Origin of the sequence: Streptomyces roseofulvus (assembly GCF_039534915.1) — a bacterium.
Taxonomy (GTDB): Bacteria; Actinomycetota; Actinomycetes; order Streptomycetales; family Streptomycetaceae; genus Streptomyces; species Streptomyces roseofulvus.
Genome location: NZ_BAAAWE010000001.1, coordinates 2302682 through 2323340 on the forward strand (window position 1 = coordinate 2302682; position 20659 = coordinate 2323340).

Below are 20659 nucleotides of genomic sequence, written 5' to 3' on the forward strand. Positions count from 1 at the left end.
CGCACGGCGCCGGGCTCGTGGTCGAGGGGCTGGGGCTCAAGGGCCCTCGCGGCTGGGCCTTCCGGGACGTGTCCTTCCGCGCCGGCGCCGGTTCGCTGGTCGCGCTCGAAGGCCCGTCCGGCACCGGCCGCACCTGCCTGCTGCTCGCGCTCACCGGCCGGATGAAGACCGCCGAGGGCCACGCCGAGGTCGGCGGCCTCCCGCTGCCGCGCCGGATGGCCGCCGTGCGCCGGGCCGCCGCGCTCGGCCAGGTGCCCGGCGTCAGCGAGCTCGACCCGTCGCTCACGGTCGCCGAGCACCTGCGTGAGCGGGCGCTGCTCCAGCGCCGCTTCGACGGCTCGGTCCGCGCGCTGCTGCGGCGTCCCGGCACCCGGGCCGCCGAGGCCAGGGCCCGCATCGACGAGGCCCTGGCGGCCGCCGGCCTCGACCTCGCCGCCCTGCCGAAGGGCGAGCGGACCTCCGTGCGCGATCTGGAGCGGCTGGAGGCCCTGCGGCTGTCGATCGCGCTGGCCCTGATGGGCCGCCCCCGGCTGCTGGGCGTGGACGACACCGACCTGAAGCTGTCGGACGCCGACCGGGCCGACGCCTGGGCGCTGCTGCGCTCCGTGGCCGCCGCCGGCACCACCGTCCTCGCCGTCTGCAGCGAGGCGCCCGCCGACGCCCTGCGGATCACCACGACCGGCACCACCCCGAAGACGGAGCAGGCCGCGCCGGACCACGACGACCCGGAGCCGGAGGCCGCGGACCGTACCCCCGCGGACGGCACCGCCGCGGCCGGCACGGACGCGGACACGGCCGCCGCGGGCCCGGCCACCCCGGACCCGGCCACCGAAGACGACATCACCGAGGAGGGGGCGGACGATGCGCTCGCCGAAACTGGCCGCGCTTGAGCTGAGGCGCTTCGGCAGGGGCAAGCTGCCGCGCGCCGCGCTCGTCGCGGTCCTGCTGCTGCCGCTGCTGTACGGCGCCCTGTACCTGTACTCGTTCTGGGACCCGTACGGCAGGCTCGACAAGCTGCCCGTGGCCCTGGTCAACGAGGACCGCGGCGCCATCGCCGACGGCAAGCGGATCACCGCGGGCGAGGACATCACCGAGGGGCTGCTGGACAGCAGGACCTTCGAGTGGCACGAGGTCAGCGACGCCGAGGCGCGCGAGGGCGTCGAGGACGGCAGGTACTACCTGTCCCTGACCGTGCCGGGCGACTTCAGCGAGCGGATCGCGTCCAGCTCCGGGGACTCCCCCGAGACCGGCGCCCTGAAGGTCCGTACGAACGACTCCAACAACTACATCGTCGGCCAGATCTCGCGGACGGTCTTCTCCGAGGTGCGCACCGCCGCCTCCACCAAGTCCTCCCGGACCTTCCTCGACAAGATCTTCATCTCCTTCTCGGACATCCACGAGGCCACCGCCGAGGCCGCCAAGGGCGCCGCCGACCTGAAGAAGGGCGTGGACAAGGCCAAGAAGGGGTCCAAGGACCTCGCCGCCGGCCTGACCGACGCCAAGACCGGCAGCAGCGACCTGGCCGCCGGCCTGAAGAAGCTGGACAAGGGCTCCAAGGACGTCCAGACCGGCACCCGCCAGGTCGCCGACGGCACCCAGGCCCTCGCCGACAAGGTGAACGGCACCGCCGACAAGGTCCGCCCGTACCTGGCGAACAACGGCACGTCGATCCGCGACACCGCGAAGCTGGTCTCCGACTCGACCACCGCCGCCCGCAACGACCTGGCGGACCTGGTCCGCCGCGCCCCGGTGCTGCGCGCCGCCGCCCACAAGGCGGACGACACGCTCGGCCGGCTGCACCGCGAGTCGTGCGAGAAGCCCGGTGCCACCGCCGCCCCGCAGATCGAGCTGCCGGAGGGCGTCACCCTGCCCGAGGGCTTCGTCCTCCCGGACACGAAGGAGTACTGCTCCGCCCTGAAGGAGGCGTCGACCACCGCCGGCGACGTCGCCACCGTCGCGGACGACGTGCACCAGCTGACCAAGGACAACAAGGGCGACCTGAAGACGCTCGACGAGCGCCTGAAGAAACTCAAGAAGGAGGCCGACGAGCTGGCCGCGCGCGCCCCTCACCTCGACGAGGACGTCGAGGGCGCCATCCGGAAGATCAACGAGCTCAACCGGGGCGCGAAGAAGGTCGCCGACGGCGCCGCGCAGCTGCACACCGGCATCACCGGCGCCCGCGCGGGCTCGGTCAGCCTGGACAGCGGCGTCGGCAAGCTGAAGAAGGGCGCCGGCGACCTCGACGGCGGCCTGTTCAAGCTGGCCGACGGCTCCGGCTCGCTCGCCACCGGCCTCAAGGACGGCGTCGACAAGATCCCGGACTACGACAAGGACGAGCGCGACCGGCGTACGGAGGTCATGGCCGACCCGGTGCGGCTGGCCGCCCAGTCGCTCCACAAGGCGCCCAACTACGGCACGGGCTTCGCCCCGTACTTCATCCCGCTCTCCCTCTGGGTCGGCGCCATGGTCGCGTACATGATCATCCAGCCGATGAACCGGCGGGCCCTCGCCGCGGGCGCCTCCGCCTGGCGGATCGCGCTGGCCGGCTGGCTCCCGGTGGCCGCGATCGGCGTCCTCCAGGTCGGCGCGCTGCTGTCCGTCCTGCACTGGGGGCTCGGCCTCGAGATGGCCAGGGCGGCCGGCACGATCGGCTTCCTCGCCCTGGTGACCTGCTGCTTCGCCTCGATCATCCAGTGGCTGAACGCCCGCTTCGGCGCGGCCGGCCGGATCCTGGTCCTGGCGTTGCTCATGGTCCAGCTGACCTCGGCGGGCGGCACCTACCCCGTGCAGACCAGCCCGGGCTTCTTCAACGCCGTCCACCCCTTCCTGCCGATGACCTACGTGGTCGAGGCGCTGCGCCGGCTCATCTCCGGCGGCGGCGTCGGCCCGGTCTGGGAGGCCGTCGCGGTCCTGACCGCCTTCACCCTGGGCGCGCTCGCCCTGACCGCGGTCACCGCGCGGCGCAAGCAGGTGTGGACGCTGGACCGGCTCCACCCCGACCTGTCCCTGTGACCCGACCCGTACCGGCTCTGTGAGAATCGATCCCATGGACAGCAGCAGCACCCGCCGCCAGGCGACCCGCGCCAAGCTCTACGAGGCGGCCGTCACCCTCATCGCCGAGCAGGGCTTCTCGGCCACCACGGTCGACGAGATCGCCGAGCGGGCGGGGGTGGCCAAGGGCACGGTCTACTACAACTTCAAGAGCAAGACCGAGCTCTTCGAGGAGCTGCTGCGCCACGGGGTCTCCCTGCTCACCGCCTCGCTGCGGACGGCCGCGGAGGAGACGGCGGCGCGGGGCGGCAGCCGGGTCGACGCGCTGGACGCGATGATCCGCGCGGGCCTCGTCTTCATCGACCGCTACCCGGCCTTCACCCAGCTGTACGTGGCCGAGCTCTGGCGCACCAACCGGGCGTGGAACTCCACCCTCCTGGTCGTCCGCCAGGAAGCCGTCGCCGTCGTGGAGGGGGTCCTCCGCGAGGGCGTCGAGGCGGGTGAGCTGAGCGACGAGATCGACGTCCAGCTGACGGCGGCGGCGCTGGTCGGGATGGTCCTGGTGGCCGCCCTCGACTGGAAGGCGTTCCAGAGCGAGCGCTCCCTCGACGACGTCCACGCGGCGCTGTCCCTGCTGCTGCACGGGCGGGTGGGCGGGGGCCGCTGAGCCGGACCCCCCATGCGGGATCCAATATCCGAGATCCCCATCCCGGATATCGGATCCCGGCATCGCGGGTCCCCGGAGCTCGGGCGCCCGGATCTCGGGACCCCGGATCCCGGGACCCCGGATCCCGGAGGACGAAAGGCGCCGGTCCCGCGAGGCTCGATCCCCCCGAGCCACGCCGGACCGGCGCCTTCTTCGTACACCCCCGTGCACGTCCCCCGTGCCGGCAGGCGCACGGCCCCGTCTCCGCCGCCCCGTGTCGGCGGTTCCGGAGCCGTGCCCCTTCCGTGGCTCCACTCTCTCCTCCGGACGGCCCTTCCCCCATCCGCGCGGGTACTCATCTCGGCGTCTAGGTACGGATACTCAGTCGCCGCGCGCGCCGGACGGATGGGGCCGGCCTGGTGACGGACGGGGCCCGTCTCGTTACGATCACGAGCGTGTCCGTACTCCCCCTGGTTCTCACTACCAGGGGGAGGACACCCCACCTGACCAGCACACACCCAAGACACTCAAACGCCCCATCTAGACGTGTCAGATCTAGACAGGCGTAGCGGTGCTGGTTTGGTGCTGGCTTCCCAGCACGCAACAGAGGACCCCCGACAGGCCATAGCGGCTCATCGGGGGTCTCTCTTTATGCCAACTCGCGCATAGTCGCGTTCCCGCATAGACGCCCCTCAGGGCTGCCCGTACGGTCATGGTCATCAGGCCCGACCGGGCCCGTTACGGAGGGGGAAACCCGTGGCACGCGAGGAACTGACCCGGCTCACTGGCAACACCACCGGAGGGAACTGCGGACAGGGCGACTGCCCCAACGTCTACCGCACCCCGTCCGGCTCGTTCATCGTCCAGGGCGACATGTCCACGGCCTTCACGCCGCCCGCCGGGGAAGGGCTCGTGGAGATCCCCGAGGAAGTCCTGAGGGAGGCCGTCCGTGCTCTTGGATGGTGAAGCCTGGTCCGACAAGTTCAAGACGTTCCAGACCGAAGCATGGCGGCTTGAGACCCTGCCTCAGTACCTCGTACCGCAGGAAGCGGAAGAGTTCGCCGCATTCAAGGCGGGTGCCAGCTTCCCGGGCCCGTACGAGGACGCGTGGACAGAGATGGTCCGCACCCGCAGCGTGGGCCGCGTCCACATCGTCACCCGGCCTCTCACGGACTATCTGCGGTTCGAGTTCGAGCGGTACTACCAGCACCAAGCCCCGGCAGGGGAAGACATCCGCATCCTCGACGTCACCGACCAGCCGAACCCACTCCCCGACGTCCAGGACTTCTGGATGTTCGACCGCTCCACGGTCGTGCTCATGCACTACGAACCGGACGGCAGGCAGACCGGCCGCGAACTGTACGAGGGCGACCCCGCCCCCTTCATCGAGTACCAGCGGATCGCCGTAGAGGCGTCTGTGCCGTTCCTGGAGTACGTCCGTACGTGAGCTTCGAACCGGAAGAGCTGGGCCAGTCAGGCGAGGAACTGGCGGCCCTCTTGAAGGAAGTGCGCAAGCGGTCCGGGCTCACCGGGACCCGGATCGCCGCACGCTGCACCATGTCTCAGTCCAAGGTCAGCCGTATCGAGAACGGCAAGGTTCGTCCGTCCCTCGTGGACGTCGAACAGTTCCTTCGAGCCTGTGACGCACCCCCGGCCATCGTCTCCCAGGTCATGGCCCTGGCCCGACTCGCGAACACCGAGTGGCAGGGCGCCCGAGGCATGCGGCGGAAGGGCTTGGACAAGAAGCAACTGGAGCTCGCCGGCCTCGAAGCGACCTCGACGGAACTCCGCTACTTCCTGCTCTCGATGATCACAGGGCTGCTGTCGACACCCGAGTACATTCGCGCCAGCCTCGCCCACATCCCCGGCGACCACTCCAAGACGATCGCCAAGAAGCTGGAACGGCAACAGGTCCTCTACGACCGCTCCAAGCGGTTCACGTTCATCCTCACCGAGATGGCTGTCCGCTGGCCCCTCGTAGGCCCTGACGCCCTCGCGGTCCAGGTCGACCACATCGCCTCCCTCACGCACCTTCCGAACGTGAGACTCGGCATCATCCCCCTGAGCGTCCCGACGGGGCCCGCACCGCTGAACACCTTCACCATCTACGACGACCGCATAGCAACCGTTGAGCTGTCCTCGGGCGTGATGGTGTTTCGCGACCCCCGCGACGTCATGGGCCACCTTGAAGAGTTCGGCAGCCTGGAGGAGCGGGCCTTGTTCGGCCACGACGCGAGGGACTTCCTCGGAGAGTGCGCCAACGCCCTCCGGTGATCTTTAGTCCAGGACGCGCATGATCCGCCTACCGGGCCACCAGCCCGTGCAGGATTCCGCACCGAACGCCAAGCAAGAGCGAAGGGCGCGGACATGACTAGCGAACTGCACGACGTCACGGATGAGTACGGGACGTACGCCCCGAAGGGCGCCGCGTGCCTGCTGTGCCAGCGAGAGATCAAGCCGACCGAGCGCGCCAGGCGCGGCTACCTCACCCCCGAGGGTGGTGGGAAGCGTGGCGACATGAATCCGGTCTATCACCACGCGCAGAAGTGCCCCCCGGTCTGATGGTCACCCCTGACGACATCGGACACCTCGTAGAGGACAACTGGGGACGCGTCGGCATCCTCCGGGACGTGATCGACGACTACGAGGACCCGGCCAGGTTTCAGCGCCCCTACCCCCGGCGTGTGCCCACGGCGTTCCTGCGCCCCGAGGGAGGGGGCCGCGAGTGGCTGGCACCCCCGGACACCGTCACCCGCGTCTGAACGCGATCACCACTCACACAGTCACCTACCGGCAGCGTGCGCGCTGCCTGAACGGAGGCACCACCGTGAGCACGACCATCAAGCCGACCACGGCCGAACTGATCAGCCCGGAACTGTCCGCCCGCCTCATCGCGGACGTCCGCAAGACCTGGCCCGAGATGACCGACGACCTCGGCGCGCGCGGCATCCGGCAGATGGTGGCCTTCCTCGCCACCGCCGCGCACTCCACCGTGCCCCTGTCGCCGTCGCTCCGCGTGGATCTGTTCTGGCACGCGTTCATCACGCGGACCGTCGCCTACGTCGACTTCTGCAAGGCCCTCGGCGTCGACTACATCCACCACGTCCCGGAGGACGACGACGAGACCGGCACCGACCCCGAGGCCGGGCGGGAAGCCCTCGCCCGCACGAAGGACGCCATCCTCGCCGCCGGGCACACGGTCGATGCCGAGTTCTGGCCGTACGAGGGCGCGGCCGAGTGCACGCAGTGTCACGCGGGCTGCCACAACAGCCCCAAGAAGTAGGCCGGCGGGCGGACAATGACCGCCCGAGCCACACAGCCCCCAGGGTCCACCCGGCCCTGGGGGCGCCCCGCATCTCAGGGAGAGACGTGCAGGACACGCAGGCATGGGACCAGTGGGCCACCGACCGGCCCGGACGGCGCGACACCAACGCGGCCGGGGAAACCACGTGGTTCAACTGGACGATCCACCCCGACCACGGGCCCGGTGCGGAAGTCCTCGGGGACATCGGCCCCGGCACCCGCGTGCTCGAACTGGGCTGCGGGTCCGGTGGCAACCTTGCCCACGTCGCCGCCCTCGGAGCCGACGCGACCGGCATCGACCTGTCCCCGGTCCAGGTACAGGCCGCGAAAGACAGGTACCCGCACCTGACCGTGCAGACCGGCACCGCGTCCCGCTTCCTCGCCACGGCCCCGGACCGGTACCACGCGGTCTACAGCGTCTACGGGGCATCGTGGTTCACCGACCCTGACGACCTGTTGCCGCTCGTCCTCGCCGCACTCGCCCCTGACGGCCGGTATGCGTTCTCTCAGAACCCGCCCGCGCTACCGGGGTGCGTCGGCCCACAGGCAACGCAGATGAAGCCGCCCACGCCGGGCGAGCCTCTGTACGTGAAGCGCTGGGACTACGAGCCCGACGAGTGGGAGTCCCGGCTTAAGGAAGCAGGGTTCGTGAACGTCAAGGCCCAAGTCATCACCCCGCCGCCGGGACGCCGGACAGGCACTCTCCTCGTGACCGGCGACAAGCCGCCACGGGACCACACCGCTATGTCGAGTTGAGCGCTGCCAGTGCCCGAAAACCCCTGGTCCTAGCCTGAGCCGGCTGCGCCAACTCTAGGTTGCCGTGCCCTCTGGCATGCTGTGCCGATGTATCCGATATGGATTGAAGGCAGTCCCCTCCAGGGGCAGACCCTCTATGAGGCTCCCTCCTACTCGTGCTGCATCTACGAGAACCGTCCCTTCGATGAGAAGCAGGCTGCCCTGGCCTGCGCGTACCACGAGGCTGGCCATGCCATCGCCGGGATGGCGGCAGGCATGACCGCCCGGGACATCTCCATCAGAACTGACGCTTGTGGTCGGTGTGGAGCTGTGAAGGCCGGTGGAGAGAACAAGGGCGTGCTCTTGCTCTCCGCTCCGGGGCCCGACGTGGTGATGATGCTCGCCGCTGGAGTACAGGCAGAGTTGATCTGGCTGACGCTCAACGGGCTTCTGACCGATGCCGTCGGCTGGGTGACCGAGGCCGGGGGGATCGGCGATCAGAAAGATGCTCAGGATGTCGCCCAGTACTACGGCCATGAACTCGACTACACCGTGCCGAGCACCATGGACCCCTACAACTACCCGAACCAACAGGTAAGGGCTCAGGTCCTCCTCGCTAGCCTCTGGGACAACGTTGTGGCGGTGGCCGAGGAACTTGCCGTTAAGCGGACACTGACCGCCGCAGACGTGATGAGACTGACGCACACCCCCCAGAAGTGACCCGGATCACCCACCCTCGGAAACCCCGGCGAACACGCGCTTCAAGGGTCTTAGAATGTTGGGAACCCCGGGCCGATCCCGCTTGCTATCCACGTTCGGCTTTTCGTGTGAGCGAGTCGGGGGTCACCCCCCACCCCTGCCGTAGGGTCTTGCTCGTTTGAATTCGTGAGTGTGCTTGCTTGCGGGTTGTCAAGCGTGTGAGTGAGTCGCTTAGTGAATTCGTTTAGTCTTTGTGCTTTAGTTCAAGCTTTGCTTTTGCTTGCTTGTCATTCACTCGTTGCGTTAGTGATTGAGTGAGTGAGAGTCTGTGTGTGCACTGCTGTAGTAATGACTAAGGCCACCTTTCGGGGTGGCCTATTGCAGTGGTGTGTAGTGGCTCAGCGTTTAGTGAAAGTGTTTGTTTCACTGTTTCTGCTTAGTCACACTGTTGTGGTGTGGTGGTGTAGTCACGGGGGTGTGTGCACTAGGGGAGTGCTCCAGGGTGGCGCCTAGGCCGGCTGATGCGTGCTGCCCTCTGGGTACAAGAAAGGGCCCCGCCCCCTCGATAGGTGAGAGAGCGGGGCTCGGACGCGTTAGCGAGTCGTCTTCGGGGTGAGCTGGACGCCGATGCAGCGGTCGGCGTCAAGGATCGCAGCACCGCACAGGACATCGGTAGAGACCTGCACGGAAAGACGTTCCGGAACGGCGGCACGGGTGACCCGGACGCCGTACTTCGAATCGTGGTCGACAGAGGCGCCCGACTGGGCGCCGTCCATCGGACGAGGTACCCGAAGCACGAGGGTGAACGCCTCGCCGGTGAAGGCGACCATGCCCTCAATCATGGTCGACACGAACACGCGGAAGCCCAGGAACGAACCCATGTAGTTCTCTTCAAGCTTGTCCGCGCCGTCCTGGATGAGACTGGCCTTCCCGTAGGAGTCAGCCCTAACGAACAGATCATCAGAAAGGATCTCCGCGCGGAACTTCGGAGACACGACGAGGTTGCGGCCCTCCAGAGGAACCTTCTTCTCCGTCATGTGCAGGTCCAGCTTCACGAGAGTGTCACGGAGGGAGTCGCCTTCCTTGTGCTCGATAGCCTTGGAGAGGAACTTACCCTCAGCGTCCTTGAGGTCATTACCCTTGGCGGCAATAGCCTTGTTCAGCTCAGCGGCAATACGAGACTCGACCGAGTTCTCATCGCCGACGGCAACGGCTTCGGCCTGCGGTGCGGTGATCTGCTGGGCGATGCTCTCAATGTTGAGGGTGGTGTCCCACGTGTTCGTCAGGGTCGACACGTAGGAATGCGTATCGATGACAACAGGGATCAGCTTCTCGTCAAGCTTTGAGTTGTCTACGGCCGAATCCTTGGCAAGGTTCTTGGCTCCGAACACGGTGGGCTTACGGACGTTGACCGTGGCGCCAACGCCCGCAGTGAAGCGCTGCTCGATGTCTCGGTAGACCAGGCGGCCAAGAACCGAGCGGTTCTTGAGTACCGACACCGAAACCTGCGAGATCATGTCGATGACGCCAACGTTGCCGCCGGAAGCGGAGGTCTCAAACTTAGCCATGGTGAATCTCCTTAAGTGGTGGGGCAGGAAAAGTGTGTTGGGTCAGCGCGCGAGGACGACGTCAGCCAGAAGCGCAGCGTCAGCGTGGGCGTCCGACTCGACCGGCATGTAGTCCGCGTCGTGCTTCTGGAGCAGGACGTGAGCCACGAGAAGCCGGGTGTCCACCTCTGCGAGACGGCGAGCGTCCTTCTTGTTGGTCGGGAACGTCGGGGCGTCCATGCCGGGGATGACCTTCGCGACAGGCATGCGCACGGCAGCGGCCCACTTGAGCAGGTACTCGGGGCTTGGGGCGGTCTCCCCGGCCTCCCAGCGGGACACGGTGCAGGCGTTGACACCGGCGCGCTCGGCAATGACTTCCTGGGTGAGGCCGTGGGACTTGCGCCAGTCGGCGAGCTTGGTGTGCATGGTTGATTCCTTCCGAGAAGCCCCCTTCTTGCAGGGGTGCAGATTGACGGGCAAAAGAGAGAGCCCCGGCCAGCCGAAGCCAACCGGGGCTATCTCAGAGAGAAGAGAGGCGTCCTCTCACCTATAGGGAATAGTCGTGACACCGATCAGAGGAACAGATGAGGGTACGAGCGGGCGAAGATCTCGGGGTACTGCTGGATGCGCCTCTTGTCTTCCTCCGTCCAGCGGTTCGGCTTAGGCGGAGGGACCACGCCCTCACGGCCCTTGAAGCCGCTGGTCTGCCCACGCTCACGCCGCTTACGGTGCGTCGCCCCGGCCGTCTTGCAGTCATCCGAGCAGTACGTTCGAGGCCGCCCACGGCCCCTCAGAGGCGTTGAGCAGCCGCCACAGCCGCAGGCATGCCCATCGGCGAACACGAACCGCACAGCACCGCCACGGCCCACGCGGACGGCCCTCACCTCCCGCTGCACCCCGTCGAACTCACAGAGGCAGTACAGGCCGGGGAGAAGCCCGGCACACGCCTTGCACACGATGGGCGTGTCCTGGTTGGACACCTTCTCCTGCCCGTAGCCGCCCTGGTCGGCCACCAGACCGCCCGGACCGGCCGGAGGCGGGTCTACTACGTCTGGGTCGGGAACATCGGCCAACGTGGCGCGTACAGGGTCATCACTGTTCGAGTAGTTCCACCCCTCGGGGGTGGGTGCACCGTCGGCAGCCTTGTCGGCTTGCTGAGCGGCGATGAGGCGGTCAAGGTCAGTTGTCATGGTCGGGGTTCCCTTCGGGGTGGCCGGCTGACCCGAAGTCAGCCGTGGTGGGGTGGTCTTGTGGGGTGAGGCCCCGTCGCGAAGAGGGGCCGCTAGGTGGTGGTCTACGTAGCCCCAAGCGGAGTAGACCGGTGTTCTTCCGGTGGGCCTCCAGAACACCTCAACCCGGAAGCAGCCTCTTGGGGAGGCTGTTACCTAGCTCTTGCCTAGCTCCCTGTACGGTCGCTAGCCGCTTACTACGGAGAGCCACGAAAGGGGCGCTCTTACTTACTGCCATAAGTTCTCTGTCACTCTCCGTGGCCAGGGAGGAGGTAGAAGGTCGTTTCAGCGCCTCGCTTCTCTCCGACCGTCTCCCACGTCAGCCATCCGGCCTGTGCGAGGAGTTCCGCGCCGCGCTGCGTGTAGGCGCGCTGCATGTGCTGGGTTCCGGATACGCCTACCGCGTCGGTCAGGGACCGCCATGGAACGGTTACCTGGGAGTCGTCTCCACAGAGCCGCGCTACCTGCTTGGCCACGTGCATGGCGGGCAGAGAGACGCATTGGATGGCGTCCCGATACCACCCGCCCGCCTGCCCGGTAGGCAGGCGAGTTTCAGCGGACACTGGGACCTTCACGGCTTCGGCTTTCCTTCCGTGATCACGAACCACTCCGGGCCCTCTTTGTTGTCGTCGTCCATGGGGCCGTCATGCCAGATGTTGTTGTTGACCTTGAGTCGGGCAACGTCGTCTCGGTGACATCGGATGAGCCAGTCGCCGGTATTGCCTATAGGGACTACGCGATTCACGAGCGCGCTTCCTTTCCGCTCTCGGATGTCGGGGCGGGCTCCACCGTGCCCACCCCATCCGGACCCGTCAAGCCTGGATGGATGTCCGGAACGGGACCAAGGTCCCTCCACGGTTGGGGCACGAAGGGTCCCGTCCCCCTTGGCGCGGACGACTTCCCGTCGCGGCCGGCAGGCTGAAAGTCCCGACCGCCCCGCCACAGGCACGGGACTATGGTCCGTGACGCAAGCCACCACGGACACGTCCAGACGTGCAAAACCTAGATGGATCACGTACTGTCGATGCCATGAGAGAACACGTGATCCCACAGGGAGACCCCTCGGGGCCGCAGCCGCCCCAGGAACTTCGCGACGCCGTAAACGAACAGGGCGTATGGATCCGACAGGTCGTCTCGCACGGCAACTTTGAGGCGTGGCACTTCTTCCGTCTCGGTTCCACCGGAGGCGCCCCCACGCACGTCTTCATTCGCCCCGTCGAAGGCGGAGACGCAGCCGCACAGGCACGAGGAATCACCACGACCGTACTCAGGGAGGTGAACCCGAATTCGGCGGCTCGACACGCGGAAGAGGCGTTCCAGTCCACGGCACGGATGCGGGAACAACTCGACAAGGCCAAGGAACGCAGCGACGAAAGGAAGACCCGCCACCATCTAGACGAAATCCTCACCACAGAGAAGGGACCAACAGACCGCTACCTATCGGCTCTCGCAATCCGATACGAGGCACTAACCACAGCGGGGGAACGCTCTCCCGTAAACCGTCTGATCGAAATCACCGGTAAGAGCCATGGGACCGTCAAGAGCCATGTTCAGCTCGCCCGCAAGAAGGAATTCCTCGAAGCGGTAGGGACTAAGGCGGGCGGCATGGCTACCAGCAAGGCAAAAGCAACATTGCAAGACGAAGAGAAGTAGGGCACAGCAAACGTGGCAACGCTTATCGACCGGGGGGCCGATTACACCAAGGGCAAGCGATGGATGGTCCGCTACCGGGAAGCCGGTGGCCGGTCCGGGCGGCAGCGAGAGAAGTCGTTCAAGCTCAAGAAGGAAGCTCTGGACTTCAAAGCCTCCGTGGAGCACACGGTCCGGGACGGCTCCTACATCGACCCTGACAAGGGAGCGGTCACCGTCTCCGCGTACTGGGCAGAGTTCACGGGGCGCCGTCAGGTGAAGCAGACGACTGCCTACCGGAACGGGAAGAGCTTCGACCGTCACATACGCCCTGCGATCGGGCACAAGGCGCTGCGCCACGTGAGCGCGGCAGACCTGGAGAAGATCGCGAACACCATGCAGGCAGGCGGCCTCTCCACGGCCACCTTCTGGGCCGTCGCCAACCCTCTCCGGGGCATGTTCCGGCAGGCAGTACGAGACAAGGCGCTTGCCGAGTCTCCGTTCCTGTCCGCAGTGCTCCCGAAGCAGCCGCCGAAGGCTGTCGACGAGACCGAGCTTCCCGAGTTCGCTGACGTAGACAAGATCGCCCGTGGCATGAAGCCACAGAACGCGGTCGGTATCTGGCTCATGGCCGGTTGCGGGCTGCGCATCGGAGAGGCCATGGGAGTGCGTGAGACGGACTTCCGGATCGTCGCCGGTACCCGCGTGCTCCGCGTCCGTAGGCAGGTGCAGAAGGTGCGGAACGCTGAGGGCAAGCTGACGGCCGCCCTGGTGCCGTTGAAGCACCGGCAAGAGGGAGAGTGGCGTGACGTGCCTGTGCCGGGTCTCGTCTGGGACCACGTGCAGTGGCACATCAAGCGGTTCGGGACGGCCGACGACGGGCGTCTGTTCCGTACTCAGCTCGGGGCGCTGGTCCACCCGGACTGGTACCGGGAGGACTGGTACAAGGCTGTCCCTCGGGTCGGCGGGAAGCCTCGATGGACGCCGCACGACCTGAGGCACTTCTACGCATCCACGTGCCTGTTGAACGGCCTCCCTCTGCTGTCCGTGTCCAGGTGGCTGGGACACGGCTCCATCACAGAGACGGCGGACACGTACGGGCATCTGACGCCGGATGCCGTAGACACGGCGGTGTCCGTGTTGGATGTTGCTCTGGCGGCTTGAGCCCCACCCGTGCTGAGATGTGCTGACTCAGCGCGGCACGAGAGCACATCTATGCAGGTAGGGGGCGCAATGAGTGTTCTTCCCCTGGTCTTCACCAGCGGCTGGGCGAGCGGGATCAACGCCTACGCGGTGGTCCTGCTCCTCGGCCTCTTCGGCGCGACCGGGCTCACCGACGAGGTGCCCGAGGCGCTCCAGCGCACCGACGTCCTGATCGCGGCCGGCGTGCTGTTCCTCATCGAGGCGGTCGCGGACAAGGTGCCGTACGTGGACAACGTGTGGGACTCCGTCCACACGGTGATCCGGCCGGTCGCGGGGGCCGTGGTGGCCGCCCTGCTGGCCGGTGAGAGCGGTTCGCTGCCGGAGCTGGCGGCGGGCGCGGTCGGCGGCACGACGGCGCTGATGAGCCATCTGGTCAAGGCCGGGACACGGATGGCGGTGAACACCTCGCCCGAGCCGTTCTCCAACATCGTGATCAGCACCGGCGAGGACCTCGCGGTCGCCGGCGTCATCACCTTCGCGATCTTCCATCCGGTGGCGGCCGCGGTGATCGCCGCGGTGCTGCTGGCGCTCGGCATCTGGCTGGTGGTCTTCCTGGCCTCCCGGATCCGGCGCTTCCGGCGCCGCCGGGCGCAGCGCCGCGAGGAGCGCAGACTGGCGGCGGCCGGGGGCGGCCCACCGGTGGACCGCTCTGTCGGTGGGGGCCGATAGGGTCCCTGACATGGGACGGATTGTGGTGATCGGCGCGGGTCTCGGCGCCATGGCGGCGGCGGCGCGGCTGGCGATCGCCGGACACGCGGTGACGGTGTACGAGCGGACGTCGACGTACGGCGGGGCGGTGGGCCGCTTCGAGCGGGACGGCTTCGCCTTCGACACCGGTCCCGGGCTGCTGCACCTGCCGGCGGTCTACCGCGACCTGTTCGTGAAGACGGGGAAGAAGCCGCTGGAGGAGTGCGTCGGGCTGAGCCAGGTGGATCCGGCCGCCCGGCACGTGTTCGCCGACGGCACGCGCGTGGACCTGCCGAACGCCTCCCGGGCCGGCACGCTCGCCGCCCTGGACGCGGCGCTCGGCGCGGGCGCGGGCGAGCGCTGGGGCGACTTCCTGGTGCGGGCCCGCGAGGCGTGGGACCGCACCCGCCGCCCGCTCCTGGAGGAGCCGCAGCCCGCCGATCCGAAGGCGCTCGCCCAGGAGCCGTACCCGGCGCTCAAGCCGGGGCTGCTGCGCCGCCCGACGCGGACGCTCGCCCAGGTCGGCGAGCGGGAGCTGCGGGACCCCCGGCTGGTCGCGCTCCTCGACTCGTACGCGGAGGCGTACGGCTTCCCGGCCTCCGCCGCCCCGGCGTCCGCCGCCGTCCTGCCGTACATGGAGCAGACCTTCGGCAGCTGGTACGTGGCCGGCGGCATGCGGGCGCTCGCGGACGCGGTGTACGAGCGCTGCCGGGAGCGGCGGGTGGAGTTCGTGTTCGGCGCGGAGGTGGAGGGCGTCCTGGAGGAGGACGGTCGCGCGGTGGGGGTCCGGCTGTCCGGTGGCGGGACCGTCGAGGCCGACCACGTGGTGTCCGGGGCCCCGGTGCCGGCGCTTCCCCACGGTCGGCCGGCGCGTCGGCACCCGGGGGGCGGGACGAGCCGGGTGACGGTCTGTCTCGCCCTGCGCGGCTCGCGGGAAGCGGGGGCGGTCCACCGGACCGTGGTGCACGCGGAGGGCGGGCGGCCGACCGTGACCGTGCTGCGGCCGGACGATCCGGAGCTGCGCCCGGACGGCGACCACGAGTCGGTGACGGTCACGGCGACCGTGCGCACCTCCCCGGGGACCGACTGGGAGCCCTTCGCCGACCGGATGGTCGAGGCGGCCGAGCGGGCCGTGCCGGGGCTCGCCGACCGGCTGCTGTGGCGGCACGTCCGCACCCCGGAGGACGTACGGGGGGCGACGGGGTCGGCCGAGGTCCCGGGGCCCGCGCTGGCGGACGCCGACGGGGGCTGGCTGCCGGCGCCCAACCTCTCCCCCGTCCCCGGCCTCTTCCTCGCCGGCGGCTGGTCGCACCCGGGCGGCGGGCTCGCCCACGCGGGCATGTCGGGCGCGCTGGTGGCCGGGCTGATCGTGGAGGGCGCGGAGTTCCGCGGCTCGCGGTGAGCCGCTCCGCGCCGTCCGGTCAGTAGCGGTACTGGGACTGCTCGTCGGGGTGCTGGCCCTGGCCGTACGGCGCCGGCGGCTCGTCGGTGTCGCGCTGCTGCGGGACCCAGACGCCGCCGGGCGGGGTGTCGTAGCTGTACGAGGGGGCGTAGGGGTCGCCGTAGTACGAGGTGTACTGCTGGCCGTCGGTGCCGGGGCCGATGTACGGGTCGGAGTAGGCGGCGTACTGCTGCTGACCGCCGGTGGCGCCGTAGTCGTAGGCCGGCTGCTGCTGCTCGTAGCCGGCGGCGTAGGTGTCGTACGCGGGCGTGCCGCCGTCGGCGGGCGCGTAGCCGCCGGCGCCGTAGCCCGCGGTGTCATAGGTCGCCGTGCCGTAGGCCGCCGGGTCGTAGCCGCCGGTCTCGTAGCCGCCGTACGCGGGGGTCTGCGGGGCCTGGTCGTGCTGCCCGCCGCCGTAGACGCCGTACTGGCCGGTGTCCTCCGGCATCGGCTGCGGCTCGTAGACGGAGGCCGGCTCACCGCCGGCGTGCAGCTCCTCGGCGTCGGGGCCGGGGGCGTGGGCCGCGGCGGGGTCCTCGTACGAGAGGCCGGAGACCTCCAGGGTGGGGCCGGCGTCGGCGGCGGGGCCCGCCTTGCGGCGGCGGCTGGCGCCGGGGTTGCCGCCGAGCGCCCAGCCGGTGGAGAAGCCGCGGCGGAAGGAGAGGGTCACGAAGGTCTGGCCGACGGCGAAGGCGACCGCGCCGGCGATGATCACCGCGACCGAGGGCAGCAGCACGCCGGCGACCACGCCGAGGAAGCCGCAGAAGGCGAGGATCCGCCACCGCAGCCGCGCCTTGTACTGGAGGAGCACCTCGCCCAGCAGCCAGAGCGCCACCAGGCCGAACGCGATGTAGAGGACCGTCCACCCCATGCCCCGCCGCCCCTCTCTACGGCCACCGCCGCGGGTCAGGGGCGGGTACGACCGGTCAGGACTGCTGGTGCAGTCCGAGATTCTCGTAGATCTCGAGTGTCGCGGTGGAGCTGTTGAGCGTGATGAAGTGCAGTCCGGGGACGCCCTCGTCCAGCAGGCGCGCGCAGAACTCCGTCGCGAACTCGATACCGATGGAGCGTACAGCGGCGGCGTCGTCCTTGACCGAGAGGATGCGTTCTTTCACATCGGCGGGGAAGACGGCGTTGCTGAGCTGGGGCAGCCGGTCGAGGGTCTTCGCGGTCACGACGGGCATGACCTCGGGGATGATCGGGGTCTCGCACCCGGCCTTCTCGACGCTGTCGCGGAGCCGCAGGTAGTTCTCCGGGTCGAAGAACATCTGGGTGATCGCGTAGTCGGCGCCGGCCCGGCACTTGTCGACGAAGTGCCGGATGTCGGTGTCCCAGTCGGCGGAACGGGGGTGCATCTCGGGGAAGGCCGCGACGCCGACGCAGAAGTCGCCGGACTCCTTGATGAGCCGGACCAGGTCGGCGGCGTACCGGACGCCCTCGGGGTGCTCGACCCAGTCGCCCAGCGGGTCGCCCGGCGGGTCGCCGCGCAGAGCGAGCATGTTGCGGATGCCGGCGTCGGCGTACTGGCCGAGGACGTTCCGCAGCTCGGCGACCGAGTGGTCGACGGCGGTGAGGTGGGCGACCGGGGTGAGGGTGGTGTCCGAGGCGATCTTCTGGGTCGCCTTGACGGTGCCGCCGCGGGTGGTGCCGCCGGCACCGTAGGTCACGGAGACGAAGCTGGGGCCCACGGCCTCGACGCGGCGCATGGCGTTCCAGAGGACCTGCTCGCCCTTCGCCGTCCGCGGCGCGTAGAACTCGAAGGAGTACGACGTGCCGGAGGCGAGGATCTCGCGGACCGTGCGGGCTCGGTCCGTACGGACGGAAGCGGTTCCAAGGGCCATACGGGCAGGTTAGACGGGGTCCAGGCAGGCGCGGAAACCGCGTCCGAGGACTGGACACCTTTTCGGACACCGGTGCGACACGGGTGCGGCGGGGGTACAGGACGGGGGCGTCGCCGGTACGGGACGGGGGCGGCGCCGGTACGAGGTGGCCGCGGCACCGGTACGGAGCGGGCGCGGCACCGGGCCGTCGCCGGCCCCTCGCCGCCGCCGTCAGGCGCCGGCCCGCTCGCGGACGCGCTTCGCGAGGGAGGCCGCGGCCTCGGCCGGGTCGTCGGCCTCGGTGATCGCGCGGACGACGACGATCCGGCGGGCGCCCGCGTCCAGCACCTCGTCCAGGTTGTCCGCGTCGATGCCGCCGATGGCGAACCAGGGGCGGTCCTGGGCGAGTCCGGCCGCGTACCGCACCAGGCCGAGGCCGGGGGCGTACCGCCCGGGCTTGGTGGGGGTGGGCCAGCAGGGGCCGGTGCAGAAGTAGTCGACGCCGGGCTCGGCGGCGGCCGCGGCCACCTCGGACTCGGCGTGGCAGGAGCGGCCGATCAGCACCTCGTCGCCGAGGACGGCGCGGGCGGCGGGGACGGGCAGGTCGCCCTGGCCGAGGTGGAGGACGTCGGAGCCGATGGCGTGGGCGACGTCGGCCCGGTCGTTCACGGCGAGGAGCTTGCCGTGCCGGCGGCAGGCGTCGGCGAGGACGGCGAGGTGCTCCAGCTCCTCGGCGGCCTCCATGCCCTTGTCGCGGAGCTGGACGACGTCGACCCCGGAGGAGAGCACGGCGTCGAGGAAGGCGGGCAGGTCGCCCTGGCGCTTCCGGGCGTCGGTGCACAGGTAGAGCCGGGCGTCGGCGAGCCGCTCACGAGGCGTGGGCATGGTGGTTCCCCCCGTCGGGTGGTGCCGGCGCCGCGGCGAGGGCCGCGGCGCCGGCGGTGGTGGTCCGGTGCGTCAGAGGGCGAGCGCCTGGGCGCGGCGCTTCACCTCCGTGCCGCGATTCTCGCCGAGGGCCTGCGCGGGGGTGCCGGGCAGGGTCGGGTCCGCGGTGAAGAGCCACTCCAGCATCTCCTCGTCGGAGAAGCCGTCGTCCCGCAGGAGCGTCAGGGTGCCGGCGAGGCCCTTGACGACCTTGTCGCCCTGGATGAAGGCGGCGGGCACCTGGAGCGCGTTGTTCTCCCCGCGGCGCACGGCGATCAGCTGACCCTCCTTCACCAGCTGCCGGACCCGCGTCACCTCGACGTCGAGCATCTCGGCGATGTCGGGGAGGTAGAGCCAGGCGGGGACGAGAGCATCGATGTTTGCGTCAATCTCGGTCACGGGACAAGCCTGCCATCCGGGACCGACAGCCGGTAGTCGGGCCCGCCGCGACGGCCTCCGTCCGGGTTGTCGCCAGGACGGCGGACCTCACCGGACAGCGGGCCTCACCGGACGGCGGACCTCACCGGGCGGCGGGCCTCACCAGGCGGCGGACTTCAGCGGCACGGCCGGGTCGGCGGCGCGCGCCGGGTCGACGGGGGTGCCCGCCTCGATGAGCTTGCGGCCCTGGGCGAGGTCGCGGGGCCGGCCGACGGCCAGGAGCGCGACCGGCACGCCCTCGCGCAGCCAGAGCACCGACCAGGAGCCGCCGGACGCGTCCCCGCGCCGGACGAGGGTGTCGGCGCCGGCGTGGTGGCCGGCGTACTGGACGAAGCGGCCGAACTGCTCGGACCAGAAGTACGGGACGGGGTCGTACGGGGCCGGCTCGGCGCCGTCGGCGCCGGTGATGTCGGCGGCGACCGTGCGGGGGCCCTGGAGCGCGTTGTCCCAGTGGTGGACGAGGAGCCGCTCGCCGTAGCGCGCGGAGGGGAAGGAGGCGCAGTCGCCGACCGCGTACACGTCGGGCAGGGAGGTGCGCAGCCGGTCGTCGGCGGTGACGGCTCCGCTCGGGTCGAGGGCGATGCCGGAGCCGGCGAGCCAGCCGGTGGCGGGGCGGGCGCCGATGCCGACGACGACGGCGTCGGCGGGCAGTTCGCGGCCGTCGGCGAGGACGACGGCGCCGGGCCGGACGGTCTCCACGCGCGCGTGCGTGAGGAGTTCCGCGCCGCTCTCGGCGTACCAGCCGGCCATGGCGGTGGTGACCTCGTCGGGCAGGGCGCCGGCGAGCGGCAGCGGGGCGGCCTCGACGACGGTGACGGCGCACCCGGCCTCGCGGGCGGCGGTGGCGAACTCGGCGCCGATCCAGCCGGCGCCGACCACGACGACCGGGCCGCCGCCGGCGAGGACCGGGCCGAGGCGGACGGCGTCGTCGAGGGTGCGGAGCAGGTGGACGCCGGGGACGCCCTCGGTGCCGGGGAGGGTGAGGGGGTGGGCGCCGGTGGCGAGGACGAGGACGTCGTACGGGAAGCGGCCGGCCTCGGTGACGAGCTCGCGGTCGGCGGGGCGCAGCCCGGTGACGTCGAGGCCGAGGCGGAGGTCGACGCCGAGGGACTCGAAGTCGACGTCGAAGGCGGAGTGCTCGGCCTTGCCGAGGAGGACGGCCTTGGAGAGCGGGGGCCGGTCGTAGGGCTGGTGGGGTTCGGCGCCGATGAGGGTGACGGGGCCCTCGAAGCCCTGTTCGCGCAGGGCGACGGCGGTCTGCACGCCCGCCATGCCCGCGCCGACGATCACGACGTGCCGCTGGGTCTGCTTCTGCTCGCTCACCCGTCCACCTTACGCACCTGACGATACGTCAGAAAGAGAGGTCC

General features: G+C 69.7%; 23 protein-coding genes. 15 read left to right on the top strand and 8 right to left on the bottom strand.

Annotation, left to right across the window (positions count from 1 at the left end; translation table 11 throughout):
• Positions 1 to 17 precede the first annotated feature (17 nt).
• The 11 genes from ABFY03_RS10595 (at position 18) to ABFY03_RS10645 (ending at position 8395) form a co-directional block, all read left to right on the top strand.
• Positions 18 to 890, top strand: coding sequence for an ATP-binding cassette domain-containing protein (locus tag ABFY03_RS10595; protein ID WP_346172234.1), 873 nt, complete (start codon positions 18 to 20; stop codon positions 888 to 890).
• Entirely contained in the window at positions 862 to 3012 is a 2151-nt protein-coding gene (locus ABFY03_RS10600) for a YhgE/Pip domain-containing protein (RefSeq protein WP_319008103.1), read from the top strand. Before ABFY03_RS10595 ends, ABFY03_RS10600 begins: the two co-directional genes overlap by 29 nt.
• Before the next feature lie 34 nt (positions 3013 to 3046).
• Positions 3047 to 3658, top strand: a complete 612-nt coding sequence (locus ABFY03_RS10605; protein WP_319008102.1) for a TetR/AcrR family transcriptional regulator — start codon at positions 3047 to 3049, stop codon at positions 3656 to 3658.
• A 735-nt stretch (positions 3659 to 4393) separates the two neighbouring features.
• Entirely contained in the window at positions 4394 to 4603 is a 210-nt protein-coding gene (locus ABFY03_RS10610; RefSeq protein ID WP_346169757.1) for a hypothetical protein, read from the top strand.
• Complete coding sequence (locus tag ABFY03_RS10615; RefSeq protein ID WP_346169758.1) at positions 4587 to 5084, top strand: DUF6879 family protein; 498 nt, start codon at positions 4587 to 4589, stop codon at positions 5082 to 5084. Before ABFY03_RS10610 ends, ABFY03_RS10615 begins: the two co-directional genes overlap by 17 nt.
• Positions 5081 to 5911, top strand: coding sequence for a helix-turn-helix domain-containing protein (locus ABFY03_RS10620; protein WP_346169759.1), 831 nt, complete (start codon positions 5081 to 5083; stop codon positions 5909 to 5911). The genes ABFY03_RS10615 and ABFY03_RS10620 overlap by 4 nt, the downstream gene beginning before the upstream one ends.
• 93 nt (positions 5912 to 6004) lie before the next feature.
• Positions 6005 to 6199 (top strand): hypothetical protein, encoded by a 195-nt coding sequence (locus tag ABFY03_RS10625; protein ID WP_346169760.1) that lies wholly within the window; start codon positions 6005 to 6007, stop codon positions 6197 to 6199.
• Entirely contained in the window at positions 6199 to 6399 is a 201-nt protein-coding gene (locus ABFY03_RS10630) for a hypothetical protein (RefSeq protein WP_346169761.1), read from the top strand. Before ABFY03_RS10625 ends, ABFY03_RS10630 begins: the two co-directional genes overlap by 1 nt.
• A gap of 65 nt (positions 6400 to 6464) precedes the next feature.
• On the top strand, positions 6465 to 6920 hold the full coding sequence (locus ABFY03_RS10635) for a glycine-rich domain-containing protein (RefSeq protein WP_346169762.1): 456 nt from the start codon (positions 6465 to 6467) through the stop codon (positions 6918 to 6920).
• An 86-nt stretch (positions 6921 to 7006) separates the two neighbouring features.
• The gene (locus ABFY03_RS10640) at positions 7007 to 7696 is read left to right on the top strand and encodes a class I SAM-dependent methyltransferase (protein ID WP_346169763.1); all 690 of its coding nucleotides are present in this window, start codon (positions 7007 to 7009) and stop codon (positions 7694 to 7696) included.
• An 87-nt stretch (positions 7697 to 7783) separates the two neighbouring features.
• On the top strand, positions 7784 to 8395 hold the full coding sequence (locus tag ABFY03_RS10645) for a hypothetical protein (protein WP_346169764.1): 612 nt from the start codon (positions 7784 to 7786) through the stop codon (positions 8393 to 8395).
• A gap of 572 nt (positions 8396 to 8967) precedes the next feature.
• On the opposite strand, the gene ABFY03_RS10650 is transcribed toward ABFY03_RS10645, so the two are convergent.
• From ABFY03_RS10650 to ABFY03_RS10660, 3 genes are all read right to left on the bottom strand, one after another.
• Positions 8968 to 9942 carry a major capsid protein gene (locus ABFY03_RS10650; protein ID WP_346169765.1) on the bottom strand — a complete coding sequence of 325 codons (975 nt, stop codon included), beginning with the start codon at positions 9940 to 9942 and terminating at the stop codon, positions 8968 to 8970.
• Positions 9943 to 9984: 42 nt separating this feature from the next.
• A complete protein-coding gene (locus ABFY03_RS10655; RefSeq protein WP_346169766.1) occupies positions 9985 to 10347 on the bottom strand; it encodes a helix-turn-helix domain-containing protein in 363 nt (120 codons plus the stop codon).
• Positions 10348 to 10493: 146 nt separating this feature from the next.
• Positions 10494 to 11111 carry a hypothetical protein gene (locus ABFY03_RS10660; protein ID WP_346169767.1) on the bottom strand — a complete coding sequence of 206 codons (618 nt, stop codon included), beginning with the start codon at positions 11109 to 11111 and terminating at the stop codon, positions 10494 to 10496.
• Between the two features lie 1068 nt (positions 11112 to 12179).
• On the opposite strand from ABFY03_RS10660, the gene ABFY03_RS10665 reads away from it, so the two are divergent.
• From ABFY03_RS10665 to ABFY03_RS10680, 4 genes are all read left to right on the top strand, one after another.
• Positions 12180 to 12803, top strand: coding sequence for a hypothetical protein (locus tag ABFY03_RS10665; RefSeq protein WP_346169768.1), 624 nt, complete (start codon positions 12180 to 12182; stop codon positions 12801 to 12803).
• A 12-nt stretch (positions 12804 to 12815) separates the two neighbouring features.
• The gene (locus ABFY03_RS10670; protein ID WP_346169769.1) at positions 12816 to 13943 is read left to right on the top strand and encodes a tyrosine-type recombinase/integrase; all 1128 of its coding nucleotides are present in this window, start codon (positions 12816 to 12818) and stop codon (positions 13941 to 13943) included.
• A 69-nt stretch (positions 13944 to 14012) separates the two neighbouring features.
• Positions 14013 to 14651, top strand: a complete 639-nt coding sequence (locus tag ABFY03_RS10675) for a DUF4126 domain-containing protein (RefSeq protein ID WP_319008101.1) — start codon at positions 14013 to 14015, stop codon at positions 14649 to 14651.
• 10 nt (positions 14652 to 14661) lie between these two features.
• A complete protein-coding gene (locus tag ABFY03_RS10680; protein ID WP_319008100.1) occupies positions 14662 to 16071 on the top strand; it encodes a phytoene desaturase family protein in 1410 nt (469 codons plus the stop codon).
• 19 nt (positions 16072 to 16090) lie between these two features.
• On the opposite strand, the gene ABFY03_RS10685 is transcribed toward ABFY03_RS10680, so the two are convergent.
• The 5 genes from ABFY03_RS10685 to ABFY03_RS10705 form a co-directional block, all read right to left on the bottom strand.
• Entirely contained in the window at positions 16091 to 16981 is an 891-nt protein-coding gene (locus ABFY03_RS10685; protein ID WP_346169770.1) for a hypothetical protein, read from the bottom strand.
• 55 nt (positions 16982 to 17036) lie between these two features.
• A complete protein-coding gene (gene metF / locus ABFY03_RS10690; RefSeq protein WP_319008098.1) occupies positions 17037 to 17951 on the bottom strand; it encodes a methylenetetrahydrofolate reductase [NAD(P)H] in 915 nt (304 codons plus the stop codon).
• A gap of 210 nt (positions 17952 to 18161) precedes the next feature.
• Positions 18162 to 18815: a thiamine phosphate synthase gene (thiE, locus tag ABFY03_RS10695; RefSeq protein WP_346169771.1), complete on the bottom strand. Its 654-nt coding sequence runs from the start codon at positions 18813 to 18815 to the stop codon at positions 18162 to 18164.
• 72 nt (positions 18816 to 18887) lie between these two features.
• Entirely contained in the window at positions 18888 to 19253 is a 366-nt protein-coding gene (locus ABFY03_RS10700) for an Rv2175c family DNA-binding protein (protein WP_031007073.1), read from the bottom strand.
• A 138-nt stretch (positions 19254 to 19391) separates the two neighbouring features.
• Positions 19392 to 20615 (bottom strand): NAD(P)/FAD-dependent oxidoreductase, encoded by a 1224-nt coding sequence (locus ABFY03_RS10705; protein WP_319008097.1) that lies wholly within the window; start codon positions 20613 to 20615, stop codon positions 19392 to 19394.
• Between the last annotated feature and the right edge of the window lie 44 nt (positions 20616 to 20659).

What these genes read in the sequence shown, in the direction of transcription:
- ABFY03_RS10665 (WP_346169768.1), top strand. Translation starts at nt 12,180, where the DNA reads ATGAGAGAACACGTGATCCCACAGGGAGACCCCTCGGGGCCGCAGCCG.
- ABFY03_RS10660 (WP_346169767.1), bottom strand. Translation starts at nt 11,111, where the DNA reads ATGACAACTGACCTTGACCGCCTCATCGCCGCTCAGCAAGCCGACAAG.
- thiE (WP_346169771.1), bottom strand. Translation starts at nt 18,815, where the DNA reads ATGCCCACGCCTCGTGAGCGGCTCGCCGACGCCCGGCTCTACCTGTGC.
- ABFY03_RS10600 (WP_319008103.1), top strand. Translation starts at nt 862, where the DNA reads ATGCGCTCGCCGAAACTGGCCGCGCTTGAGCTGAGGCGCTTCGGCAGG.
- ABFY03_RS10680 (WP_319008100.1), top strand. Translation starts at nt 14,662, where the DNA reads ATGGGACGGATTGTGGTGATCGGCGCGGGTCTCGGCGCCATGGCGGCG.
- ABFY03_RS10655 (WP_346169766.1), bottom strand. Translation starts at nt 10,347, where the DNA reads ATGCACACCAAGCTCGCCGACTGGCGCAAGTCCCACGGCCTCACCCAG.
- metF (WP_319008098.1), bottom strand. Translation starts at nt 17,951, where the DNA reads ATGGCCCTTGGAACCGCTTCCGTCCGTACGGACCGAGCCCGCACGGTC.
- ABFY03_RS10675 (WP_319008101.1), top strand. Translation starts at nt 14,013, where the DNA reads ATGAGTGTTCTTCCCCTGGTCTTCACCAGCGGCTGGGCGAGCGGGATC.
- ABFY03_RS10685 (WP_346169770.1), bottom strand. Translation starts at nt 16,981, where the DNA reads ATGGGGTGGACGGTCCTCTACATCGCGTTCGGCCTGGTGGCGCTCTGG.
- ABFY03_RS10625 (WP_346169760.1), top strand. Translation starts at nt 6,005, where the DNA reads ATGACTAGCGAACTGCACGACGTCACGGATGAGTACGGGACGTACGCC.
- ABFY03_RS10605 (WP_319008102.1), top strand. Translation starts at nt 3,047, where the DNA reads ATGGACAGCAGCAGCACCCGCCGCCAGGCGACCCGCGCCAAGCTCTAC.
- ABFY03_RS10650 (WP_346169765.1), bottom strand. Translation starts at nt 9,942, where the DNA reads ATGGCTAAGTTTGAGACCTCCGCTTCCGGCGGCAACGTTGGCGTCATC.
- ABFY03_RS10645 (WP_346169764.1), top strand. Translation starts at nt 7,784, where the DNA reads ATGTATCCGATATGGATTGAAGGCAGTCCCCTCCAGGGGCAGACCCTC.
- ABFY03_RS10630 (WP_346169761.1), top strand. Translation starts at nt 6,199, where the DNA reads ATGGTCACCCCTGACGACATCGGACACCTCGTAGAGGACAACTGGGGA.